Annotated in this window: 17 protein-coding genes; 6 read left to right on the top strand and 11 right to left on the bottom strand. The window is 34.3% G+C overall.

Features of this window, described 5'->3' with window-relative positions; genetic code table 11:
* Positions 1 to 65: 65 nt before the first annotated feature.
* Together WN975_RS20880 and WN975_RS20885 are read left to right on the top strand one after the other, a co-directional pair.
* Positions 66 to 1,700, top strand: coding sequence for a S41 family peptidase (locus WN975_RS20880; RefSeq protein ID WP_337968171.1), 1,635 nt, complete (start codon positions 66 to 68; stop codon positions 1,698 to 1,700).
* A gap of 22 nt (positions 1,701 to 1,722) precedes the next feature.
* Positions 1,723 to 2,979 (top strand): carboxypeptidase-like regulatory domain-containing protein, encoded by a 1,257-nt coding sequence (locus WN975_RS20885; RefSeq protein ID WP_337968172.1) that lies wholly within the window; start codon positions 1,723 to 1,725, stop codon positions 2,977 to 2,979.
* A gap of 3 nt (positions 2,980 to 2,982) precedes the next feature.
* On the opposite strand, the gene WN975_RS20890 is transcribed toward WN975_RS20885, so the two are convergent.
* The 3 genes from WN975_RS20890 to WN975_RS20900 form a co-directional block, all read right to left on the bottom strand.
* Complete coding sequence (locus WN975_RS20890) at positions 2,983 to 3,690, bottom strand: methyltransferase (protein WP_337968173.1); 708 nt, start codon at positions 3,688 to 3,690, stop codon at positions 2,983 to 2,985.
* 102 nt (positions 3,691 to 3,792) lie between these two features.
* Positions 3,793 to 4,317 (bottom strand): ribosome maturation factor RimM, encoded by a 525-nt coding sequence (gene rimM / locus WN975_RS20895; protein ID WP_337968174.1) that lies wholly within the window; start codon positions 4,315 to 4,317, stop codon positions 3,793 to 3,795.
* A gap of 15 nt (positions 4,318 to 4,332) precedes the next feature.
* Complete coding sequence (locus WN975_RS20900) at positions 4,333 to 4,899, bottom strand: 30S ribosomal protein S16 (protein WP_099710391.1); 567 nt, start codon at positions 4,897 to 4,899, stop codon at positions 4,333 to 4,335.
* A gap of 200 nt (positions 4,900 to 5,099) precedes the next feature.
* On the opposite strand from WN975_RS20900, the gene WN975_RS20905 reads away from it, so the two are divergent.
* Together WN975_RS20905 and WN975_RS20910 are read left to right on the top strand one after the other, a co-directional pair.
* On the top strand, positions 5,100 to 5,582 hold the full coding sequence (locus WN975_RS20905) for a DUF6252 family protein (protein WP_337968175.1): 483 nt from the start codon (positions 5,100 to 5,102) through the stop codon (positions 5,580 to 5,582).
* Between the two features lie 141 nt (positions 5,583 to 5,723).
* Entirely contained in the window at positions 5,724 to 6,083 is a 360-nt protein-coding gene (locus WN975_RS20910) for an RNA-binding protein (protein ID WP_089350002.1), read from the top strand.
* Between the two features lie 135 nt (positions 6,084 to 6,218).
* Here WN975_RS20910 and leuB read toward each other — a convergent pair whose 3' ends face one another.
* The 6 genes from leuB to WN975_RS20940 all read right to left on the bottom strand — a co-directional run bounded on the left by leuB (position 6,219) and on the right by WN975_RS20940 (position 13,645).
* Entirely contained in the window at positions 6,219 to 7,280 is a 1,062-nt protein-coding gene (gene leuB, locus WN975_RS20915) for a 3-isopropylmalate dehydrogenase (RefSeq protein WP_337968176.1), read from the bottom strand.
* Between the two features lie 158 nt (positions 7,281 to 7,438).
* Positions 7,439 to 8,959: an alpha-isopropylmalate synthase regulatory domain-containing protein gene (locus tag WN975_RS20920; protein WP_337968177.1), complete on the bottom strand. Its 1,521-nt coding sequence runs from the start codon at positions 8,957 to 8,959 to the stop codon at positions 7,439 to 7,441.
* Positions 8,960 to 9,218: 259 nt separating this feature from the next.
* A complete protein-coding gene (leuD, locus tag WN975_RS20925; protein ID WP_337968178.1) occupies positions 9,219 to 9,815 on the bottom strand; it encodes a 3-isopropylmalate dehydratase small subunit in 597 nt (198 codons plus the stop codon).
* 126 nt (positions 9,816 to 9,941) lie between these two features.
* Positions 9,942 to 11,336, bottom strand: a complete 1,395-nt coding sequence (leuC, locus tag WN975_RS20930; RefSeq protein WP_337968179.1) for a 3-isopropylmalate dehydratase large subunit — start codon at positions 11,334 to 11,336, stop codon at positions 9,942 to 9,944.
* A gap of 511 nt (positions 11,337 to 11,847) precedes the next feature.
* Positions 11,848 to 12,768: a helix-turn-helix transcriptional regulator gene (locus WN975_RS20935; RefSeq protein WP_337968180.1), complete on the bottom strand. Its 921-nt coding sequence runs from the start codon at positions 12,766 to 12,768 to the stop codon at positions 11,848 to 11,850.
* Between the two features lie 73 nt (positions 12,769 to 12,841).
* A complete protein-coding gene (locus WN975_RS20940; RefSeq protein WP_337968181.1) occupies positions 12,842 to 13,645 on the bottom strand; it encodes an SDR family oxidoreductase in 804 nt (267 codons plus the stop codon).
* 327 nt (positions 13,646 to 13,972) lie between these two features.
* On the opposite strand from WN975_RS20940, the gene dnaE reads away from it, so the two are divergent.
* Together dnaE and WN975_RS20950 are read left to right on the top strand one after the other, a co-directional pair.
* The gene (gene dnaE / locus WN975_RS20945; RefSeq protein WP_337968182.1) at positions 13,973 to 18,511 is read left to right on the top strand and encodes a DNA polymerase III subunit alpha; all 4,539 of its coding nucleotides are present in this window, start codon (positions 13,973 to 13,975) and stop codon (positions 18,509 to 18,511) included.
* 177 nt (positions 18,512 to 18,688) lie between these two features.
* Complete coding sequence (locus WN975_RS20950) at positions 18,689 to 19,660, top strand: outer membrane beta-barrel protein (protein WP_337968183.1); 972 nt, start codon at positions 18,689 to 18,691, stop codon at positions 19,658 to 19,660.
* A gap of 522 nt (positions 19,661 to 20,182) precedes the next feature.
* On the opposite strand, the gene WN975_RS20955 is transcribed toward WN975_RS20950, so the two are convergent.
* Both WN975_RS20955 and WN975_RS20960 read right to left on the bottom strand, forming a co-directional pair.
* Entirely contained in the window at positions 20,183 to 21,175 is a 993-nt protein-coding gene (locus WN975_RS20955; RefSeq protein WP_337968184.1) for a Gfo/Idh/MocA family oxidoreductase, read from the bottom strand.
* Positions 21,176 to 21,559: 384 nt separating this feature from the next.
* Positions 21,560 to 23,668: a prolyl oligopeptidase family serine peptidase gene (locus WN975_RS20960; RefSeq protein ID WP_337968185.1), complete on the bottom strand. Its 2,109-nt coding sequence runs from the start codon at positions 23,666 to 23,668 to the stop codon at positions 21,560 to 21,562.
* Between the last annotated feature and the right edge of the window lie 84 nt (positions 23,669 to 23,752).

Below are 23,752 nucleotides of genomic sequence, written 5' to 3' on the forward strand. Positions count from 1 at the left end.
TGCTTTCTCTCTATATAATTTTAGAATTAAACCAAATTATAAATTAACCCCGAATTACCTGTTTAATGAAGAGAATTTTACTCCTTATTCTTGTTTTATTATTTCAAAACTCTTTTTCAAAACCCATAACTGAAACCCAAAAATTAGCTGCAACTTGTAAAGTTTGGGGTTTTCTAAAATATTATCATCCGAATGTTGCTAATGGAAATTTTGATTGGGATGAACAGCTTTTCAAAATATTACCAAAAATAGAAGAAGCAAAAACAGATGTAGAATTTTCAAATGTTATTGAAAAATGGATTAATTCTTTGGGGAAAGTTAAAGCTTATAAAGCTGAAATCTCAAACGAAAAAGTTGATTATTTTGATAAAAACTTTGATCTTTCGTGGACACAAAATCCAGATTTTTTTTCTAAAAGTCTTTCTCAAAAACTCAAATTTATTGAACAAAATAAAATTCAGGGGAGACAATATTACGTTGAACAAGGAATTGCATTTAGAAATGAAGTAGAATACACGGAATTCGATGATAAGGACAAAAACTTCCGTCTTTTGCTTTTGTTTCGTTTCTGGAATTATGTCGAATATTTCTTTCCGTACAAATATCAAATGGATCAAAACTGGGATTCGACTTTGATAGAATTTTTGCCCAGAACAATTAATCCTGTTTCTCAAACTGATTATTATTTGTCATTAAAAGAATTTAGTGCTAAACTAAATGATACTCACGCTTTGTTTGGAGCAAATAAACTATTCGATATTTTTGGCTGGAAATTTATTCCTTTTAAGGTCAAATTTATTGATAACAAAGCAATTATTGTTGGTTTTGAAAATGAATCGTTATCTATGATAAACGATTTAAAAATAGGAGATGTTATTACTAAAATTGATGGAAAATCAATTGCTGATCTTTTAAAAGAAAATCAAAAATATATTGAAGGATCAAATTATGCTGCAATCTTAAACAATATCGAATGGACGGTTTTTGGAGGGAATGCTGATACTTCCGAAATTGAATTTATAAGAAATGATAAAATAGCCACAAAAGCAATAAATCGATATGCCTATAAAGATTTGAAAATTAATTACGAAAACAATAGCGAGAAATATAAACTATTAGACGATAATATTGGATACGTTAATATGGCTGTATTAACTACAGATGATGTTCCGGTTATGATGGAAAAGTTTAAAAGTTCAAAAGCTATAATTTTTGACATTCGTAATTATCCTCAAGGAACTAATTTTGCTATAGCGGAATATTTAAATCCGGAACCGAAAGATTTTGTAAAATCAATGGATGTTGATTTAAGTTCTCCGGGACGTTATATTTGGAGAAAAGAAGATAGTCCTTGCTGGAAAATTAATCCGGATTACTATAAAGGAAATGTTATTCTTTTAGTGAATGAAAAATCGATAAGTCATTCTGAATTTACTGCCATGACATTAAAAGTTGCTCCAAAAACGACTATAATTGGCAGTCAGACTGCAGGGACGGATGGAGCAAATTACAGATTCGAAATTATAAAAGGTATTTGGTCTTCGTTTACAACTTACGGTGTTTTTTATCCTGATAAAACAGAAGTTCAACGTATAGGAATCGTGCCTGATATTGAAGTAAACCAAACTATTTTAGGTATTCAACAAGGAAAAGACGAGATTCTGGATCGCGCAATTCTTTTTGCTAAAAACGGGAAATAAAAATTGATTTTAAGCTCAAAAAATGTTAGCATTAAAAAACAAAAAATGGACTCTTTTAATGGTTTTCGTGGTACAATCTGTTTTGTATTCTCAAAAAACTAAAATTTTATACGATGTTTTTAGCATTTCTGGAAAGGTTATAGATTCAAAATCAAACGATAAAATTTCGCATGCTGATCTTTATCTTCTTAATTGCAATAAAAGTGTAGTCGCTAATTCAGAAGGAGATTTTCAATTCAATATTTCTAAAAGTAGTTTTAATGATAAATTAATTATTTCGGCTTTAGGATATTCTTCAGACACCATTATGGTTTCAGAACTTGAAAACAGGCAAAGTGAGTCCTTGCAGATTAAATTGAATAAAGAAAAAGACGCTGAGGTTTTGTTGAATGAAACAATTGTGGTTTCGTCTAAAAAGAAATCAAATACCTTGTCTGCAAAGGCAATCTTAAGCAGAGCAAAGGAAAATATTGAAAAGAATTATTATCAAAAGTCATTCAATCAGAAATTCTTTTTTAGAGCTCAAACCAAAAAAGATAGTGTTTTTACAGTAAATGAAGAAGCATCAATTGACACCTACAGTCCAAATGGAATTAAAGTTTCGGATGATGCTGCAGCAAATTATTTTGGAGAAATTCTACAATTTCGAAAGAAAGTAGATTCAGAAACAATTGAAAATTGGAAAGGAATCGGGTATTTTGGAGTGGTGATTTTTAGGAACATAATGTTGAGCAATCAGAATTTGCTATATGAAACAGAAGACTTCGAATTAAAGAAAGAAGGAACAACAACTTATGGAGGTAAAAAAGTGTATGTAATTAGTTTTACAAATTTGGCACCTTCTATTTTTTCTACTGGTTTTGGAAATCCTGCAGCACAATCGGCAATAGGATTTATTTATATTGAAATAGATTCTTTTGCAATTGTAAAATTTGAACAATATGTAGTTTTAAATAGAAATAGATCAAATGATAATGATGATATTGTAATAGAATCGTCATTGAAAATGACTCAAACATATAAAAATGTCAACGGCCATTATTTTATTAATTACTGTAATGAAAAGGTAGAAAGTAATTATTTTTCAGTGTCAAATAAAAAACTATTAAGCACTGAGAATTCGGATTATGATTTAATGTCGGAGGATATTATTACAGAAAAAGTATCGGTAATAAAAAGACCAATAGATCTTCTAAAATTGGACCCAAAATTTGTTGAAGATGTTGAATATTGGAAAAACAATAATTTTATAATCGAAAATAAGAAGATAGAATTTTAAAACTTACATTTTCAAATAAAACTCTTTTGTAAGTTCAATGTATTCTGGAGTATAAACATGTCTGTCGATTTCGATAATTAATTCATCGATTTCGACTTCAGGATTTTCATTTCGGCTAAAAGCCAATAAACTACGTTTAATTTCAGACTTTGGAGTTCCTTTTACGCGGGTAATTTTTAGTGGGTATAATTCAGATTCCTTTGCTAAAGCAATGAAGTTTTCTTCTTCTTTAAAAGGAAGAATTACGGCAAATATTCCGTGTTCAGAAAGTAATAAATCGGCAGCTTCAATTAGTTCTTCAAAAGGCATTGCATCTTGAAAACGAGCTAAATCACGTTGTTCATTTTCTGTTTTATAATCTTCTGAGTAAAAAGGAGGATTTGAAACAATTAGATCGTATTCGTCTTCTGGTTCATCAATAAATTCGTCTAAACCTGCATGAAAGCAAAATAACCGATCTCCCCAAGGTGAACTTTCAAAATTTCCAACAGCTTGTTCGTAAGCATCTTCATCAATTTCCAGAGCATCAATTTGTTCAGCATGAGTTCGCTGAGCAAGCATCAAAGCAATAATTCCGGTTCCTGCACCAATGTCTAAAACACTAAACGGATTGTGATTTATCGGAGCCCAAGAACCTAATAAAACCCCATCTGTTCCTACTTTCATAGCGGTTTTATCTTGTGCAACAGAAAATTGTTTGAATTGAAACATCAGATTTAAAATTTAAGATTAACGAATGCTGATTTTTCTTTAATAAGAAAGTGAAATTTTTATTTTCGGTTAAACAAATGACCGATTAAACAGATCAACTTTTTAAAGGTACATTTCCACCAATCCTTCAGGCAGATTCATGATAACTTTTTTGTTTTCACGATCAATTTTTACAAGAAAATGATCGATCATCGGAATTAGCATTTCGACTTCGCCATTTAAAACTTCAAAAAGAGGTTGAGCGGTTGAATCGTTTACGGCAACAATTTTTCCAAAAACGCCTAAACGTTGATCTTCAATTTCAAAACCGATAACTTCGTGAAAATAAAATTTATTGCCAGAGAGTTTTGGCAACATGCTTAACGGAAGATAGATCGCGTTGCCAAGTAGAGCATCGGCTTCTTCCTCATTATTTACATCTTCAAAACGAATTCTAAGAAAATCGTTTTTATGTAAAGAACTTGTTTCAATAAAAAAAGGAACCAAGTGTTTGTTGCATTCAACAAACACTGATTCCAGATTTTCGTATAACTCAGGTTCGTCCGTGTCTAAATAAGCCAGAACTTCACCTTTGAAACTAAATTTTTTAGCGATTTTACCTAAATAAAAACATTCTTCTTTACGCATTCTCGCTAAATATAATTATGCTTCAGTTGTTTCGTTATTCTCTTCAGCAGCAGGAGCTTCTTCAGTTGATGCTTCAACTTCAGTAACTTCTTCTTCAACTGCAGGAGTTGCAGCAGCGATAGCATCAGCTTCAGCTTGAGCTGCAGCAGCTAAACGTTTAGCGTTAACTTCTTGTTCTGCTTTAAAAGCTTTAGCTTTAGCATCAGCTTGCGCTTTTGTTAAACCGTCTTTTTTAGCATCAACTTTTCCAGCTTTAGCTTCTAACCATGCAGCTAATTTAGCATCAGCTTGCTCTTGAGTTAAAGCTCCTTTACGGATACCTCCATCAAGGTGGTGTTTCAATAAAGCACCTTTGTAAGAAAGAATTGCTCTAGCAGTATCAGTTGGTTGTGCACCATTGTGTAACCATTTAACTGCGCTATCAAGGTTTAAGTCGATAGTTGCTGGGTTAGTGTTTGGATTGTAAGTACCGATTTTCTCTAAGTATTTACCATCTCTTTTTGAGCGTGCATCTGCAGCTACAACCCAGTAAAAAGGTTTTCCTTTTTTACCGTGTCTTTGTAATCTAATTTTTACTGACATAATCGTATGATTAAATTTTGAGGTACTCGACCTCCGTTAATTAAGGGCGCAAAGATATAATTTTTTTGTGAATAATACGTTTTAAAGCCTATTAATTATGGTTGATATGGATTTTTGCTAATTTATAGACCCTTTTTGACTTTCCTTTTTTTAAATTATTTATCTTAAATGTAATACATTTGCGTGAAATTTATTTTTTTATGAAAAAATATTATTACCTAATAATTACTGCTTTTTTACTTATATCTTGTACAGAAGATATAAAATTCAATACTCCGGCCTTTCAGGGTTTAAAAAACAACGTTTTCTGGAGAGCTCAAAATTATACCGCTTCTTCAAAAACAAATGGAGATTTAATTATTGAAGGTAGATTAGGGGCGGATGCGGTAAGTCTTAAACTGCCTTCTCCAACACCAAAGACTTATATTTTAGGAGTTGATAATTTAACAACGGCTTCTTACCTAAATAGGTTTACTGCTGGTACACCAGTATTTACGACGGGAACAAACAAAGGAAGCGGGCAAATTGTAATTACAGAATTTGATGCCCAAAAGAATACTATTTCCGGAACATTTAGATTTACTGCACCAAATACAAATGAAAAAGATCTTGAAAATCCAAGTGTAACTTTTACAGAAGGCGTTTTTTATAAGATTCCTTATACTCCGACAAGTAACTTTTAATGATTGGATTTTTGATTTGCGATAGATTAGTTTTGTTGCAATTTGATTTTTTAAATCAAAATAAAAACATAAATAAACTAATATATAGTAGATTAGAGAAAAATAAGACTACATTTGCTACATTATTATAAATAAGTACATATGAACATTTTTGTTGGAAGCCTTCCATTCAGTATTGAGGAAGCAGATTTAAGAGAGTCTTTCGAGGCTTACGGAGCAGTAGATTCAGTTAAAATCATTACAGATAAATTTACTGGAAGAAGCAAAGGTTTTGGTTTCGTAGAGATGCCAAACGATGCGGAAGCTCAAAAAGCAATTGATGAATTGAACGGAGCTACTGTTCAAGGTCGTGCAATTGTAGTTAATAAATCTGAACCGAAACCTGAAGGTGAAAGAAGAAGCTTCAACAATAACAGCCGTGGTGGAGATTCACGCGGAGGTTATGGTGGAGGAAACAACCGTGGTGGAAATGACCGTGGTGGTAACAGAGGAGGATATTAATATTTTTTTCTAAATATATAAAAGGGATCAACTTATGTTGATCCCTTTTTTTATGCAGTAAAATTTGTTTCAAGTTTCAAGTTTGTTTTGTTTCAAGTTCCAACAACCTGAAACTTGAAACCTGAAACAATTTTTTTATAGATTCGCTACAAGCCAGTCTCCAACTTCGCTGGTTTTGTATGCTTTAGATTCTTTTGGAGCTAAATCTTCGGTAACAATTCCTTGTTCTAATGATTTGTTTACAACCGCTCTGATAGCTTCGGCTTCATCTTTTAATCCAAAAGCATCTTCAAACATCATTGCGGCAGATAAAATAGTAGCCAAAGGATTAGCAATATTTAATCCGGTTGCTTGTGGGTAAGATCCGTGAATTGGTTCGTATAATGAAGTGTGTTCTCCAACAGAAGCAGAAGGCATTAATCCCATTGAACCTGAAATTACTGAAGCTTCATCTGTTAAAATATCTCCGAATAAATTCTCAGTGATTAATACATCATAAGAGTTTGGCCATTGAACTAAACGCATTGCTACAGCATCAACAAATTCGTATGAAACGGTAACTTCAGGATAATCTTTTTCCATTGCCTGAACAGTTTCTCTCCATAAACGAGAAGTTTCAAGAACATTAGCTTTATCAACGCAACATAATTTTTTGCTACGTGTCATTGCAAGTTCAAAACCTTTTTTAGCCAAACGCTGAACTTCTGCTCTTGTATAAACGCAATTGTCGAAAGCAGTTTCTCCGTCGTCTCTTCTTCCTTTTTCTCCAAAGTAAATTCCACCTGTTAATTCTCTTAAGAAAACTAAGTCAGTTCCTTCGATTCTTTCTCTTTTTAAAGGAGAATTATCAATCAAAGAAGGGAAAGTAAAAGTAGGGCGTACGTTTGCAAATAATCCTAATTTTTTACGCATCAATAATAATCCTTGCTCCGGACGAACTGGCGCACTTGGATCGTTATCGTATTTTGGGTGACCAATTGCTCCGAATAAAACAGCATCGGCAGCCATACAAATTTCATGCGTTTCATCAGGATAAGGAACTCCAACAGCATCAATTGCACAAGCTCCTGTAAGAGCCGGTGTCCAGGTTATTTCGTGATTGAATTTTTTTGCAATAGCATCAGATACTTTTACGGCTTCATTTATTACCTCAGGACCAATTCCGTCTCCTGCTAAAAGGGCTATGTTAAATTTCATTTTTTATTTTTTAAAAAGGTTCTAAGATTTTAAGTTGCTAAGATTCTAAGGTTTTTAGTCTTGTCGGCTTAGTTTTATTTTTTAAAGGCTTTGAAATACTAAGACTCTAAGCTCAAAGAAAAAATCTTAGCAACTTAGAGTCTTAGCACCTTAGTGCCTTACGCTACTACATTAAGCATTTTTTGAGTTGCAATAATCGCTGCAACTGTTTGATCAGAATCTAATCCTCTTGTTTTAAATTCTTTTCCGTTGTTTGTCCAGGTTATGATCGTTTCGCATAAAGCATCAGAACTACTTCCGGGAGGAATTCTGACTGCGTAATCGATCAATTTTGGAAGTGTTAGTTTTTTGCTTTTATAAATTTTAGATAAAGCATTCATAAAAGCATCAAACTGACCATCGCCTTGTGCGTGTTCTTCGATGATTTCTCCGTCAAGATTTAGACTTAATGTTGATGATGGACGTGTCCCTTTCGAATGCATTAACACGTAAGACTGTATGGTGATTTTTTCTTGGTAAGTATGACTGTCCAGAACATCTGAAATAATGTACGGAAGATCTTCTTTGGTAACAGTTTCTTTTTTGTCACCTAATTCGATAATTCTTTGGGTTACCAATTTCAAATCTTCCTGATTTAATTTTAAACCTAATTCCTGAAGGTTTTTTTCGATATTGGCTTTGCCTGAAGTTTTTCCTAAAGCATATTTTCGTTTTCTACCGAAGCGTTCCGGAAGTAAATCATTAAAGTATAAATTGTTTTTATTGTCACCGTCAGCATGAATTCCGGCAGTTTGTGTGAAAACATTATCACCAACAATTGGTTTATTGGCAGGAATTCTATAACCTGTAAAAGTCTCAACTAATTTACTTACGGTATAAAGAGAAGTCTCTTTTATATTGATGCTTACTTCTGGTAAATAATCGTTTATTACAGCAACAGTGCTTTCAAGCGGCGCATTTCCGGCGCGTTCTCCCATTCCGTTTACGGTAACGTGAAGTCCGTTTATGCCTGCTTTTATAGCTTCCATAACATTTGCAACACTCAAATCGTAATCGTTATGTGCATGAAAATCAAAATGAATTTGTGGATATCTGATTCTAATTTTCGAAATAAATTCAAAAGCCTGAGACGGAATTAAAACGCCTAAAGTATCAGGTAATAAAATTCTTTTAACAGGTTGAGTTGCTAAAAAATCAAGAAACTGAAAAACGTATTCTTGTGAATTTCGCATTCCATTGCTCCAATCTTCCAGATAAACATTGGTTTCAATATTATTTTCTTTCGCTAAAGCGATGATTTCTCCTATTTCAGAAAAGTGTTGTTCCGGAGTTTTTTTAAGTTGATGCGTCAGGTGATTCATTGAGCCTTTGGTCAACAAATTCTGTACTTTGGCACCCGCTTTTTTCATCCATTCAATAGAAACTCCTCCGTCTACAAACGAAAGTACTTCTATTCTGTTAATATATCCTCGTTCTTCTGCCCAGGATGTAATGCCTTTTACGGCTTGAAATTCTCCTTCGCTTACGCGAGCCGAAGCAATTTCGATTCTATCAATATTTAATTCCTCCAACAATAATTGCGCAATGGTTAGTTTTTCTGCAGCAGAAAATGATACTCCCGAGGTTTGTTCACCATCACGGAGCGTCGTGTCCATTATTTCAATTTTTCTTTTTTCCATATTGATATTCATATTTCTAATGGGTTGGATAATATTGATATATCCATACTTTAATTTTAACGGAGATTTTACGGATTCGCTTTGCGAAGACGCAGATTTTCGCGGATTTTTACTTTAGCTAAAAAATAAAATCAGTTTTTTTCAGCGTTTTTGCGATAGCAAATCTGTTTCATCCGCGTTCTATTTTTTCTCATTTAATTTAGAAAGACCCGGCAAGTTTCAAAAACCTGTCGGGTCTAATAGATCGAACGAGATTTTATTAATACGGAAGTTTATCGGCGAAAGCCACAATATCTTCTTTAATATTTTGTAAATAATCAATGTCATCAAAGCCATTAATCATGTTGTTCTTTTTGTATCCGTTAATGGCAAAAGATTCTGATTGACCAGTTGACAATAAAGTAATTGTTTGGTTTGGCAAGTTGATTTCTAATTCCGTTTTTGGATCAGCTTCGATTGCTTTAAAAATTGTGTCTGCAAATTCTGGGCTAACCTGAACTGGTAAAACTCCAATATTTAAACAGTTTCCTTTGAAGATGTCCGCAAAGAAACTCGAAACTACAGCACGAAAGCCGTAATCGTAAACTGCCCATGCAGCGTGTTCTCTTGAAGATCCTGAACCGAAGTTTTTTCCTCCAACAAGGATTTTACCGCTATAAGTTGAATCGTTCAAAACGAAATCAGCTTTTGGAGAATCGTCTCCGTTATATCTCCAGTCTCTGAAAAGATTATCTCCAAAACCTTCACGCTTTGTAGCTTTCAGGAAACGAGCCGGGATGATTTGATCTGTATCTACGTTCTCAATTGGTAGTGGCACAGCACTACTAGTAAGTATATTAAATTTATCGTATGCCATTTTTTCTTTTGCTTTAGGCTGTTTTTTTTGCTTTAAGCTATAGGCTTTATGCTTTAAGCTTTTTGTACAGCGTTTATTCGTATTGTTTTTTTTGCTTAAGGCTTAGAGCCTAAAGCTTAAAGCGCTTTAAAAAAGCTCTCTAGGATCTGTTAGTTTTCCGGTAACAGCAGCAGCGGCAGCCATAATTGGACTTGCTAATAATGTTCTTGAACCAGGACCTTGACGACCTTCAAAGTTTCTATTTGAAGTACTTACCGCATATTTTCCTGCTGGAACTTTATCATCGTTCATTGCTAAACACGCTGAACAACCCGGCTGACGTAATACAAAACCAGCTTCGGTAAGAATATCTAGAATACCTTCTTCTTTAATCTGAGCTTCAACAACGTGAGAACCCGGAACTAACCAAGCGGTAACATTATCTGCTTTTTTTCTTCCTTTTACAATTTCGGCGAAAGCCCTAAAATCTTCAATACGTCCGTTTGTACAACTTCCTAAGAAAACGTAATCAATTGGTTTTCCAATCATCACATCATCTTCCTGGAAGCCCATATAAGCTAACGATTTTTTATAAGTTTCCTCACCGCCTTCAACTTGATTAGCGTTCGGAATATGTTTTGAGATACCAATTCCCATTCCAGGGTTAGTACCGTAAGTAATCATTGGTTCAATGTCTGAAGCTTTGATATTTAATTCGGCATCAAAAACAGCATCAGCATCAGTTTTAAGAGTTTTCCAATATTCAACAGCTTTTGTCCATGCTTCACCTTTAGGGGTAAATAATCTTCCTTCAAGGAAATCAAAAGTAGTTTGGTCAGGAGCGATCATACCACCACGAGCCCCCATTTCGATACTTAGATTACAAACAGTCATACGACCTTCCATAGTCATGTTTTCGAAAACATCTCCGGCGTATTCAACAAAATAACCTGTTCCTCCAGAAGTAGTTAATTGAGCAATAATATAAAGTGCAACGTCTTTTGGACCAACACCTTTACTTAATTGACCGTTTACGTTGATACGCATTTTCTTTGGTTTTGGCTGCATAATACATTGAGTAGAAAGCACCATTTCAACCTCAGAAGTTCCGATACCAAAAGCAATCGCTCCAAAAGCACCGTGAGTAGACGTGTGAGAATCTCCACAAACAATAGTAGCACCTGGCAAAGTAATTCCGTTTTCAGGACCAACTACATGTACAATTCCATTTTTAATGTGACCTAAACCCCAGTGCGAAATTCCGTATTCGGCAGCATTATCTTCAAGCGCTTTAAGCTGATTTGCAGATAGTGCATCTTCAACTGGTAAATGTTGGTTTATGGTTGGTGTATTGTGATCTGCAGTTGCAAAAGTACGCTCCGGGTATAAAACCTTAACGCCTCTGGCTTTTAATCCTAGAAAAGCAACAGGACTCGTAACTTCATGAATGAAATGGCGGTCAATAAAAAACACATCTGGTCCATCTTCAATTTTACGCACTACATGTGAATCCCATACTTTGTCAAATAATGTCTTACTCATTTTTTATTTTTTTTAATTGTAATTCTATAACCACAGCAATTCCTGCTTATTATAATAGGAAAACAAAATTAGAAAAAGATGTAAGGGCGTCAATTTGAATATTTCATTATATACGATACCCAAACTTAAATACAAATTGCGATTGACTTTTTTGCAATGAGATTTGGTTGTAGAATGAATATAAATTGGTTTTGCTTTTTCTTTTTTGGTTAATTTTGAGTTGATTGCTTTAATTTTAATAGTTGGCAAATTTATCTCAAAATCAATAGAAAATATAAGTTTTTATTCAAAAAAATGTAACAAAATGAGTTAAAATAGTAATAATTGTTAGGTTTGATTTGTTTTAAAGGTTCTGTTTTTTTGAATTCTAATGGCTTTAAATGCCAATTTTTGAAGTTTTTAAATATTCTAAAATTCATTAAAATACTACGACATCCAAGAAGTGTATTTTTATGAAAATTTATGATTTTTAATGTAAAAAGGGATCTGTTAAAGAAGATAATTTTAAAGACTAATTCAATGAGTTTTTAAACTCTAAAGGTGTTAAGTTGGTTTTCTTTTTGAAGAGTTTGCTAAATGATTGCGGATATTCAAAACCCAATTGATACGCTATTTCTGCCACAGAAAGATTAGTAGAAATCAGAAAGTCTTTTGATTTTTCGATAAGTTTCGAATGAATGTGTTGTTGCGCATTTTGTCCGGTTAAATTTCGGAGCATGTCGCTGAGATAATGTGTAGAAACGTTGATTTGTGAAGCAAGAAAATCTACAGTTGGTAATCCTCTTTTTAGAGTTTCGGCATTATTGAGATAATTATCCAGAGTATCTTCTACTTTAAGTAATAAATCGTGACTGATTGTTTTTCTGGTAATGAATTGACGTTTATAAAAACGATTACTATAATTAAGCAAAACATCAATATATGAAACGATAACATCCTGACTCATTTCGTCTATTGCGGTATGAAGCTCTTTGTCAATGCTGGTTAATAATCCTATAATGGTTGTTTTTTCGCTATCAGAAAGATGAAGCGCTTCATTAGTATCATAAGAAAAGAAGCCGTATTTTTTGATGTTTTTCCCTAAAGGATAATTTCTAATAAAATCCGGATGAAAAAGCAGCGTATAACCGTGATATTCGATTCCTTCTTCGCTATCTGTAAAAATCAATTGATTAGGCGAAGCAAACATTAATCCGCCTTCATTAAAATCATAATAACCTTGGCCGTAGCCCATTTTTCCGTTAGTCGAAAACTTATAAGATATCTTGTAAAAATCGAGTAAAAAAGAAGTATTTGTTAAATCAGCATTTATGACAAGTTGCGTGTTATCGACTAAACTTATCATAGGATGAAGCGGTTTAGGAAGCTTCAATAAACTATGAAATTGCGATATAGAGGAAATTTTTGCCGGATTATTATTTTTCTTTTCCATGATATAAATGTATAAAAAATTCAAAAACGAATACCGCACAGCTTATCAAAACCTGAGCGGTATCAGTAATAAATTATGCTCCTAAAAATTGTTTGCCAAATGCAGCACGAAAAACTTCGTCACCTTGTTCTTGTCTTTGTTTGTAAAGTGCTTTTGCGTCTTCTCCCGCCACATATCTCAGTTGGGTTTTTCCGTCTGTTGCAGCTTCGTAAACAACATCTGCAATTTGTTCAGGTGTTGATGCCATTTCAAACATTACATCTACATTTTCAAACATTTTATTTGCCATTGCTTCATATTCAGGTTTAACTCCAGTGTCAAGAGAACCATGAAGAAATTCTGTTTTAATACCGCCCGGAGAAACCGTTTTAATATTGATTCCAAAAGGATTTAATTCATAAGCCATACTTTCGCTCCAGCCTTCTAATCCCCATTTTGTTGCATGATATACAGATCCTAAAGGAAAAGATATCAATCCGCCAATAGAAGTTGTGGAGATAAATAAGCCGCTTTTTCTTTCTCTGAAATACGGAATAAAAGCATTGGTAACACGAATTACGCCTAATAAATTTGTGTTTAATTGTTTTGTAATTTGATCGTCATTAAAGCTTTCCAAAGGACCAATCAAACCGTAACCTGCATTATTAAAAACGATATCAATGTCGCTTAATTCCAATGCTTTTTTAACGGTGCTTTGTATCTGGTCAAAATTCGTAACATCTAATGGTAAAAGAGTTACGTTGTTTAAATTAGAAAGTTCAGTTTCTTTTTCAGGATTTCTCATTGTTGCGATAACATTCCATCCTTTTTGTTGAAATAATTTTGCTGTAGCTTTTCCTAAACCTGATGAAGCGCCTGTGATAAAAATAGTTTTCATAATAATTTGTTTTAAATTGATAGGGCAAAGTTCTGGATAGAGTGGAGTTTAAAAGTGTTCATTTTGGTACAATGAGTATCCAAAATGAATAATCAAAGTTTTTAACTTCAAATAATCGAAATTTTATCATTTTTATCGCTTTTTAACAGTTTCTAATAATGATTTTGATTAATGCTTTTTGTGCAATTCTTTATTTTCTTAAGCGAAAAAAAAGCGTAAATTTGAACTTCCTCCATTTTCCATAAAGCAATTTTTATAATCCATATAATCAGAGATTTATATTTGGAAAGATTGGAATTTGGAACTTAATTTTGCCTTTTTAAACTTATGTATTTAATATTCGATACCGAAACTACTGGATTACCAAAACGTTGGGACGCTCCAATTACTGATTCTGATAACTGGCCTCGCTGTATTCAGATCGCCTGGCAGCTTCATGACGAAATGGGGCAACTTATCGAACATCAGGATTATTTGGTTAAGCCTGACGGATTTAATATTCCGTATGATGCAGAACGTATTCACGGGATTTCTACAGAATTGGCTGAAGCCGATGGAATCACTTTGGCCGAAGTTTTGGAGAAATTTAATATTGCATTAAGTAAAACGAAATTTATTGTAGGTCAGAATTTAGGTTTCGACGTCAATATTATGGGAGCCGAATTTCATAGAATGGGTGTAGATTCTGCTATGAGTTCAATGCCGGTTTTGGATACATGTACAGAAGTTACGGCTTCATTATTGAAACTTCCGGGAGGTCGTGGAGGTAAATTTAAATTACCAACATTAACAGAATTACACGAATATCTTTTTAATAAACCTTTCGCAGAAGCGCACAACGCAACTGCCGACGTTGAGGCAACTACGCGTTGTTTTCTGGAGTTAATTAGAAGAGAAGTTTTTACCAAAGAAGAACTGGATGTTCCGAAGGATTATTTTAAAGATTTCCAAACTAGAAATCCACAGGAATTTCCGTTAATTGGTTTAAAACATATCAATCTTAAAAAAGCTTCTGATAAAATCAGAGAGCAGTTAAAAGCTTTAGAATCTGTTGGGCAAGAACCTACAGTTTCACATTCTGACAGAGAAGATTTTAAAGAAGCAAAATACGCGCATTTACACAATCATACTCAATTTTCGGTTTTACAATCGACTATAGGTATTGGTAATATTGTTGCGGCTACAGCCAAAAACGGAATGCCTGCCGTTGCAATGACGGATACAGGAAACATGATGGGAGCTTTTCACTTTGTGAGCGCCGTTATGAATCACAATAAAGCAGCATCGGGAAAAAATAAAGCTTTGGTTGAAGCTGGTGAAGAACCAACAGAAACCGAAATAAAACCAATCGTAGGTTGCGAATTTAATGTCTGCGACAATCACTTAGATAAAAGTAAAAAAGACAACGGAAATCAGGTTGTATTATTAGCCAAAAACAAAAATGGTTATCACAATCTGGCAAAAATGTCTTCGATTGCTTTTACAAACGGATTTTATTATGTTCCGAGGATTGACCGTGCGATTGTTGAAAAATACAAAGAAGATATCATGGTTTTGTCCGGAAATTTATACGGAGAAATTCCGAGTAAAATTCTGAACATCGGTGAAAACCAAGCCGAAGAAGCTTTGATTTGGTGGAAAGAACAATTTGGCGATGATTTTTATCTCGAGATTATGCGACATAATCAGGAAGATGAAAATCGTGTAAATAAAACCCTGATTGAGTTTTCTAAAAAACATGATGTCAAATTAATTGCAACAAATAACACCTATTATTTAAATAAAGAAGATGCCAACGCACACGACATTTTATTGTGTGTAAAAGATGGTGAAAAACAAGCGACGCCAATTGGTCGTGGTCGAGGTTATCGTTACGGATTACCAAATCAGGAATACTATTATAAGACTGGTGAAGAGATGAAAAAACTCTTTGCTGATTTGCCTGATTCGATTATTAATATTCAGGAAATTATAGACAAAGTCGAAACTTACTCACTTTATCGTGATGTATTGCTTCCTAAGTTTGATATTCCAGAAGAGTTTGTAGTTGTCGAAGATGAAGCTGATGGCGGAGTTCGTGGAGAGAATAAATATTTGCGACACCTTACAATGGTTGGTGCAAAAAAACGATACGGAGAAATTACAGAATCTATTCAGGAACGTCTGGATTTTGAGTTATTAACGATTTCCAATTCAGGATATCCGGGTTACTTTTTGATCGTTCAGGATTTCATCGCCGAAGCCAGAAATATGGACGTTTCGGTTGGACCAGGCCGTGGATCTGCTGCGGGATCTGCCGTAGCATATTGTTTAGGAATTACCAATATTGACCCTATTAAGTACGATTTGCTTTTTGAGCGTTTCCTAAATCCTGACCGTGTATCCATGCCCGATATTGATATCGATTTTGATGACGAGGGTCGTGGTCGTGTTATGGATTATGTAATTAATAAATACGGTCAAAATCAGGTTGCGCAAATTATTACTTATGGTAAAATGGCAACCAAATCTGCGATTCGTGATACGGCTCGTGTACTGGATTTACCATTATTTGAAGCCGATAGAATTGCAAAACTGATTCCGGCAATGATGCCATCAAAATGGAATTTGGCGCGTTTTATTTCTGAAAGCGAAGATGAAGTTAAAAAAGCCCTTCGATCAGATGAATATGATAATGTAAAAGAATTGATCGCTATTGCCAATGAAGATGATTTGGCTGGAGAAACAATTCAACAGGCAAAAATTCTTGAAGGATCGATGCGAAATACCGGAATTCACGCCTGTGGTGTAATTATTACGCCATCGGATATTACGAATTTCGTTCCCGTTACCACAGCAAAAGATTCTGATTTATATGTAACACAGTTTGATAACTCGGTTGCAGAAAGTGCAGGATTGCTGAAGATGGACTTCTTGGGTCTGAAGACCCTTACCTTAATTAAAGATACCGTTAAACTGGTAAAATATAGAAACGGAATTGATTTGGATCCGGATACATTTCCAATTGATGATGTTGAAACTTATGCACTTTTCCAGAGAGGAGAAACGGTTGGAATCTTCCAATACGAGTCACCCGGAATGCAGAAATACATGAAGGATCTGAAGCCAACGGTTTTTGGAGATTTAATTGCCATGAATGCACTATATCGTCCGGGACCTTTGGAGTATATTCCATCTTTCGTAAGAAGAAAAAATGGCGAAGAAGAAATCAAATACGATTTAGATGCCTGTGAAGAATATTTAGGAGAAACCTACGGAATTACCGTTTACCAAGAGCAGGTAATGCTTTTGTCGCAATCGCTGGCTGACTTTACAAAAGGTGAGGCCGACGTTTTGCGTAAGGCGATGGGTAAGAAACAAAAAGACGTACTAGACAAAATGAAGCCGAAGTTCGTAGAACAAGCGGCGAAAAAAGGTCATGATGCAAAAGTTTTAGAGAAAATCTGGAAAGACTGGGAAGCATTTGCGAGTTACGCCTTCAACAAATCGCACTCGACTTGTTATGCCTGGATTGCGTACCAAACCGCTTATTTAAAAGCGCATTATCCTGCCGAATATATGGCAGCGGTACTTTCGAATAACATGAATGATATTAAACAAGTATCATTTTTCATGGAAGAATGTAAGCGAATGGGATTGCAGGTTTTAGGTCCAGACGTAAACGAATCATACTATAAATTTACCGTAAATGATGAATATGCGGTACGTTTTGGTATGGGAGCGATTAAAGGAGTAGGTTCCGGAGCTGTTGCAACTATTGTAGAAAACAGAAAAGACGGTAAATATAAATCGATTTTTGACTTGGCAAAACGTATTGATTTGCGTGCAGCCAATAAAAAAGCAATTGAAAACTTAGCGCTTGCGGGAGGTTTTGATTCATTTGAAGGAACAACCAGAGCACAATATTTTCATGATGATGGTGACGGAATTACATTTTATGAAAAAGCGATGCGTTACGGATCGAAGTTTCAGGAAAACGAAAACTCATCTCAGGTAAGTTTATTTGGAGAAGCAAGCGAAGTGCAAATTGCAGAACCTGTTGTGCCTCCATGCGAAGATTGGAGCACAATGGAAAAACTAGCCAAAGAAAAAGAAGTTGTTGGGATTTATATTTCCGGACATCCTTTGGACGATTTTAGATTTGAGATGAAATACTTCTGTAATTCCCGATTGGAATGGTTGAAAAGTATGAACGAATATGTAGGTAAAAATCTAAATTTTGCCGGAATCATAAATAACGTACAGCATCGTGTGGCAAAAAACGGAAAAGGCTGGGCAGTATTTAATTTAGAAGGATACGACGAAAGTTACGAGTTTAAGATTTTTGGTGAAGAATACTTAAAATTCCGCCATTTCCTGATTCAGAATAATTTTGCTTTCATAAAAATATTAATAAAAGACGGTTGGGTAAATCATGATACAGGTAAAAAATCTGATCCTAGAATGCAGTTTGTTGAGGTTAGACAATTGCAGGATATCTTAGAAGCTTTTGCTAAAAAGCTAATTTTATTATTGAATATAAAAGATTTACAGACAGAGTTTATTCACAAGTTAAGTGATTTGTTTAATCAGAATAAAGGAGATAATTCAGTGACTTTTGAAATCATGGAATTAGAGAGAATAAAACGTCTCGTTGAGGTCGAAACAACAAATGAGTTTGAAGAAACCGAAGATGCTGTTTTTGCAGACGAAAATGAAGATAGTGATGCATCACTTGAAGATACTAAGACCAAAGAAGTAAATGAAGTTGAAGAAATAAAAGTTGTAACCAAATTATCAATGCCAAGCCGTAGGTTAAAAATTAAGATTTCTGCTGAACTATTACAGGAATTGGAGAAAATGCAGATCAATTTTAAGCTAAATTAAATTTTAACAGTTAAAATTTAGCAGAATACATTTTTTTTTAGTTAAAAATATGCATGCATAATACTTTTTTAGTAATATTGCGTAAAATTACAACGATTTCGTTCCAAGTCTAACAAAGCAAACTTTAGACATATGTTAAAATATTCTATGTTTGTAAAAATTAATTAAATCAGAATTATGAAAAAGAACCTATTTTTATTAGGATTATTAGTTTGCTCTATGGCCACAATGGCGCAAACAGAAAAAGCAGACAAACCAGAAAGCTGGTATTTTAAAGTTGGTGGATCTTATTTCAATCAAACTGCTTCGACTGAATTTCCTGTTGTTGGTGGTCAATTGCCAAACAGAGATGTTTATGCAGGTACATTAGCAAATAATAAATTGGTATCTAGAGAAGGAATTACAGGTTCTTTTGGACAAGGTTTTAGAAGTGGAATTACTGCTGGTTACCGTTTTTCTCCACGTTTAGGAGTTGAGATGGCTGCAAATTACTACGTTAGTAATTCTAAAACAATGGCACAGACTACAGATAGACTTATTTCTTATAATCCAGCATCAAGCCCAGCAGCAACTTACTTAAGTTTTACTGCAGAAGGAGAAATCAAAGCTTTTGATTTAGCTCCGGCACTTGTAATGTTTTTAGGAGAAGCTCATGGTTTTGAACCATATACTAAAGTTGGAGTTATCGTTCCAATTCACGGTACATTAGACATTAAAACAGACAGACAATACACAACTTTTGTAAATGGTGCGCAAGTTGCTTCAACAAATGCTTATTCAAAAGACGTTGTTAAACCAAATCCATCACTTGGATTTATGGCTTCTATCGGTACATCTTATAAATTAGGAAAACACATTTCAGCTTTCGCAGAATTAGAATACCGTAACTTTACTGTACACGGAAAAACTAAAGAAACTGAAATATATACTGAAAATGGTGTAGATAAATTAAATACTCCAACTACTTTCCGTCCTGATGCATCATATTCTGCAAGTCACACTAAATATGTAGAGACAATCAATTCTACATCAAATAGTAAAGTAACTAATGCAGCTGGATTTGATAATACTAAAGCTACTGACGATGTTAGTACTTACGTTGGTATTTCAGGTTTAGGTTTGACTTTAGGTCTTAAATACAGCCTATAATTCTAAAGAGATTTATACTTTATAAAAAAGAGGATATTCAAATGAATATCCTCTTTTTTTTTGTCATTTCTAACGCAAGGAAAAAATCACAAAAGAAACTCCGCAAAGAATGTTTATCAATCTTTGTCGAATCAATTGTGTAGAATGGATTAAAATCCATCCCTACAATATAAATCGAGCCGAAGGCTCTTTATATAGAGTTCCGGAGGAACGAATTATTTTGTAGCAAGGGATTTTAATCCCTTGAACGCGACGTAACCATAATATTTGCCATCCCAATTTCTAAAATATTTTTCAGGAGCTAATCCCGCACCCGAGCCTGAAAGTGCGAACTGGCGAAGCAATCCGTTACAATCTTTTGTGCCTCCCGATAGCTATCGGGACCGCCACAAAAGGATTTCCACTTCTATCGGGGCTATGATAATCATTTTGATAAAAACTTTTTCGTTTAATTACGCCAAACCCGACAGGTTTTAAAAACCTGTCGGGTTTATAAGATAGTAGGCAATTCACAATCAACAATTATTTCGAATTCCTAAACTCCTTTAAAACTTCATCAATAACCCAGGTTGTTCTGGCGGCCGAAGTTCCTTTTGAAGGAGAAACACCTTCATTGCCTAAAAGTTCTTCAACAACAGTTTCTATAAAAGGCTGTTGAATATGAAGCGGATTTTCGATTGTAATACTTTCTTTCTCGCCATTTGTATATTGAATATGAATTGGATCATTTCCGAAAGTAGAGAAAGAGATTTTTCCTTTATCGCCAACGATATCAGTATTATCATAACGCTCAAAACTGGCAAAATTCCATAAACCAGTTCCATGAATTCCATTTTCGAATAAAAAAGACATAGAAACAGAATCTTCGGCAGGATAAGCAAGAAGTTGTTGACTCGCATGTCCGCGAACAGACTTTATCGGACCTAAAGCATAATCAAGAAAATCTAAAGTATGACAAGCCAAATCGACAAAAATTCCACCACCGGAAATATGCGGCAAAACCGTCCAAGGCAAATTAATATCGTCATCGTAACGAGCTTCAAACGGATGATATAAAATACAATTTACGTGTCTGATTTTGCCAATTTTGTTTTGATCGATAAGTTCTTTTATTTTTAAAAATCTCGGTAAACGTCTTCTGTAATAAGCCACAAACAAAGGAACGTTATGTTCTTTGCAAGCACTAATCATTTCGTTGCATTCTTCAAAGTTTAATGCCATTGGTTTCTCAACGTAAACGGGTTTTCCTGCTTTGGCACACAAAATAGTATATTCTTTATGAGACGATGGAGGAGTAGCAATATAAACAGCATCAACTTCAGGATCATTGATTAAATCAACAGCATTTGAGTACCATTTAGGAACATTGTGGCGTTTGGCATAATCTTCGGCAAGAGCCGCATCTCTTCGCATAACAGCAACCAAAGCTGAGTTTGGTGTTTTCTGAAATGCTGGTCCGCTTTTTACTTCAGTTACATTACCACAGCCAATAATTCCCCATTTTACAATTTTCATTTTTCTGGTTTTTTAGTTAATTCAAATTTAAAAAGTTTGTCATGAATTACGCGAATTATTTTCACGCAGATTTTGGAGGATTTAATTTTACCGCAAAGTTCGCAAAGCTGGTTCAATACAAAGCTTTGCGAACTTTGTGTTTTTACAAAGCCAAGCTGATACAAAATCTTTGCGTGCTTTGCGGTAAAATTCTTCAGCTACAACAAAAAAGCCACGAACTCACACATTATTTTCTCGCAGATTTTGCAGATTACGCAGATTCCATGCGTAAAAAATCTGCTTAATCTGGAAAATCTGCGAGAGTAAATATTAGATAAAAAATAAAGCCACGAACTCACAAAATAATTCGTGAAATTCGTGGCTCTAAAAACTATAGACTAAAGTTTACTTTTTCGATAAAGCCTTAAATCCCATATTATAAAGCGTGAATGCTTGAATATCTACATTTTCCTGAATTGTCGCCGCAACAGATTTTCCAGCTCCGTGACCCGCTTTTACATCGATACGAATCAAAACCGGATTATTACCTGTTTGTTTGTCTTGTAATTCAGCAGCAAATTTAAAACTATGCGCAGGAACAACACGATCATCATGATCACCAGTTGTAACCATAGTTGCAGGATATTGAACACCTTTTTTAACATTTTGAACTGGAGAATAACCTTTAATGTATTCAAACATTTCTTTGCTATCCTGAGAAGTTCCATAATCGTAAGCCCATCCTGCACCCGCAGTAAAAGTATGGTAACGCAACATATCCATTACACCAACTGCTGGCAACGCTACTTTCATAAGATCAGGACGTTGAGTCATTGTTGCACCAACTAATAAACCACCGTTAGAACCTCCGCGAATTGCTAAGAAATCTGAAGAAGTATATTTTTGAGCAATCAAATATTCACCTGCAGCGATAAAATCGTCAAATACATTTTGTTTTTGCAATTTAGTTCCTGCATCGTGCCATTTTTTACCATATTCACCACCACCTCTTAAATTGGCAACAGCATAAATACCGCCATTTTCTAACCAAACTGCATTTGCAATGCTAAAACTTGGCGTTAAGCTAATGTTGAATCCACCGTAACCATAAAGAATAGTTGGATTTTTACCATCTAATTTTGTTCCTTTTTTATACGTGATAATCATCGGGATTTTAGTTCCGTCTTTTGAAGTATAGAAAACTTGTTTAGATTCGTACTCTTCACTTTTGAAATCAACTTTAGGTTTTTGATACACTTCAGATTTACCTGATTTTGGTTCCAGAGAATAAATCGTTCCTGGAGTTGTATAGTTTGTAAAGCTGTAGTATAATGTTTTATCGTGTTTTTTTCCATGAAATCCACCTGCAGTTCCTACCGCCGGAAGTTTGATTTCACGAATTAATTTTCCGTTATAATCGTATTGTTGTACAAACGAAACTGCATCTTTAGTATAATTAGCAAAGAAATAACCGCCACCAGTTGAAGGCGCTAAGATGTTTTGAGTTTCTGGAATAAAATCTTTCCAGTTTTCAGGTTTCGGATTTTTTACATCAACAGAAACAACGCGGCTGTTTGGTGCGTTTAAATCTGTTTCGATAAACAATTTATTACCATCATTTTCAATAATAGAATTTGAAGTATTAAAGTTGTCTACAATAGTAATAATTGGACTATTGGCAACAGTTAAATCTTTAATATATAACTCGTTTCCGTAAGTCGAATTTGCTGCAGTAATTACTAAAAAACGATCATCATCAGTAACAGAACCGCCAACATATCTGCGTTTTTGATCTGCACCAAAAACAACTTTATCTTCTTTTTGAGAAGTTCCTAACTTATGAAAATATAATTTATGCTGATCTGTTTTTGCAGACAATTCGCTTCCTTTTGGTTTCTCATAACTAGAATAATAGAAACCTTCATTTCCATGCCATGAAATACCGCTAAATTTTACATCAACCAAAGTATCTTCCAAAACTTTCTTAGATATTGCATCGATAATGATTACTTTTCTCCAATCGCTTCCACCTTCAGAAATTGCATAAGCAGCTTTTGATCCATCTTTAGAAAAATCTAATCCGCCAAGCGAAGTAGTTCCGTCTTTAGAAAAAGTATTTGGATCTAAGAAAACTTCCTCTTTACCATCTTGTCCTTTTCTGTAAACAACAGATTGATTCTGAAGTCCGTTATTTTTTGAGTAATAAGCAAATTTTCCTTCTGTAGTTGGAGCGCCAATTTTTTCGTAGTTCCAAAGTTTTTCCATGCGTTTTTTTAATTCATCACGGAAAGGAATTTTGTCCAAATAGCCATAAGTAACCTCATTTTGCGCTTTTACCCAAGCTCCGGTTTCGGCTGATTTATCGTCTTCAAGCCAACGATAAGGATCGCTTACTTTTGTATCAAAATAAACGTCAACAGTTTCTCCTTTTTTAGTTTCAGGATATTGAATCTTATTCTGTCCAAATGAAATTCCTGCGGTTGTGATAGCCATTATAAGAAATGTTTTTTTCATAATTTATGTTTAACAGTTGTAACAAAAATAACGCTTTTTGTGAGATGGGTAAAAATATTTAACCGCAAAGGTTTGTGAAAATTT

The organism is uncultured Flavobacterium sp. (genome assembly GCF_951805225.1).
In the GTDB taxonomy this organism is placed as follows: Bacteria; Bacteroidota; Bacteroidia; order Flavobacteriales; family Flavobacteriaceae; genus Flavobacterium.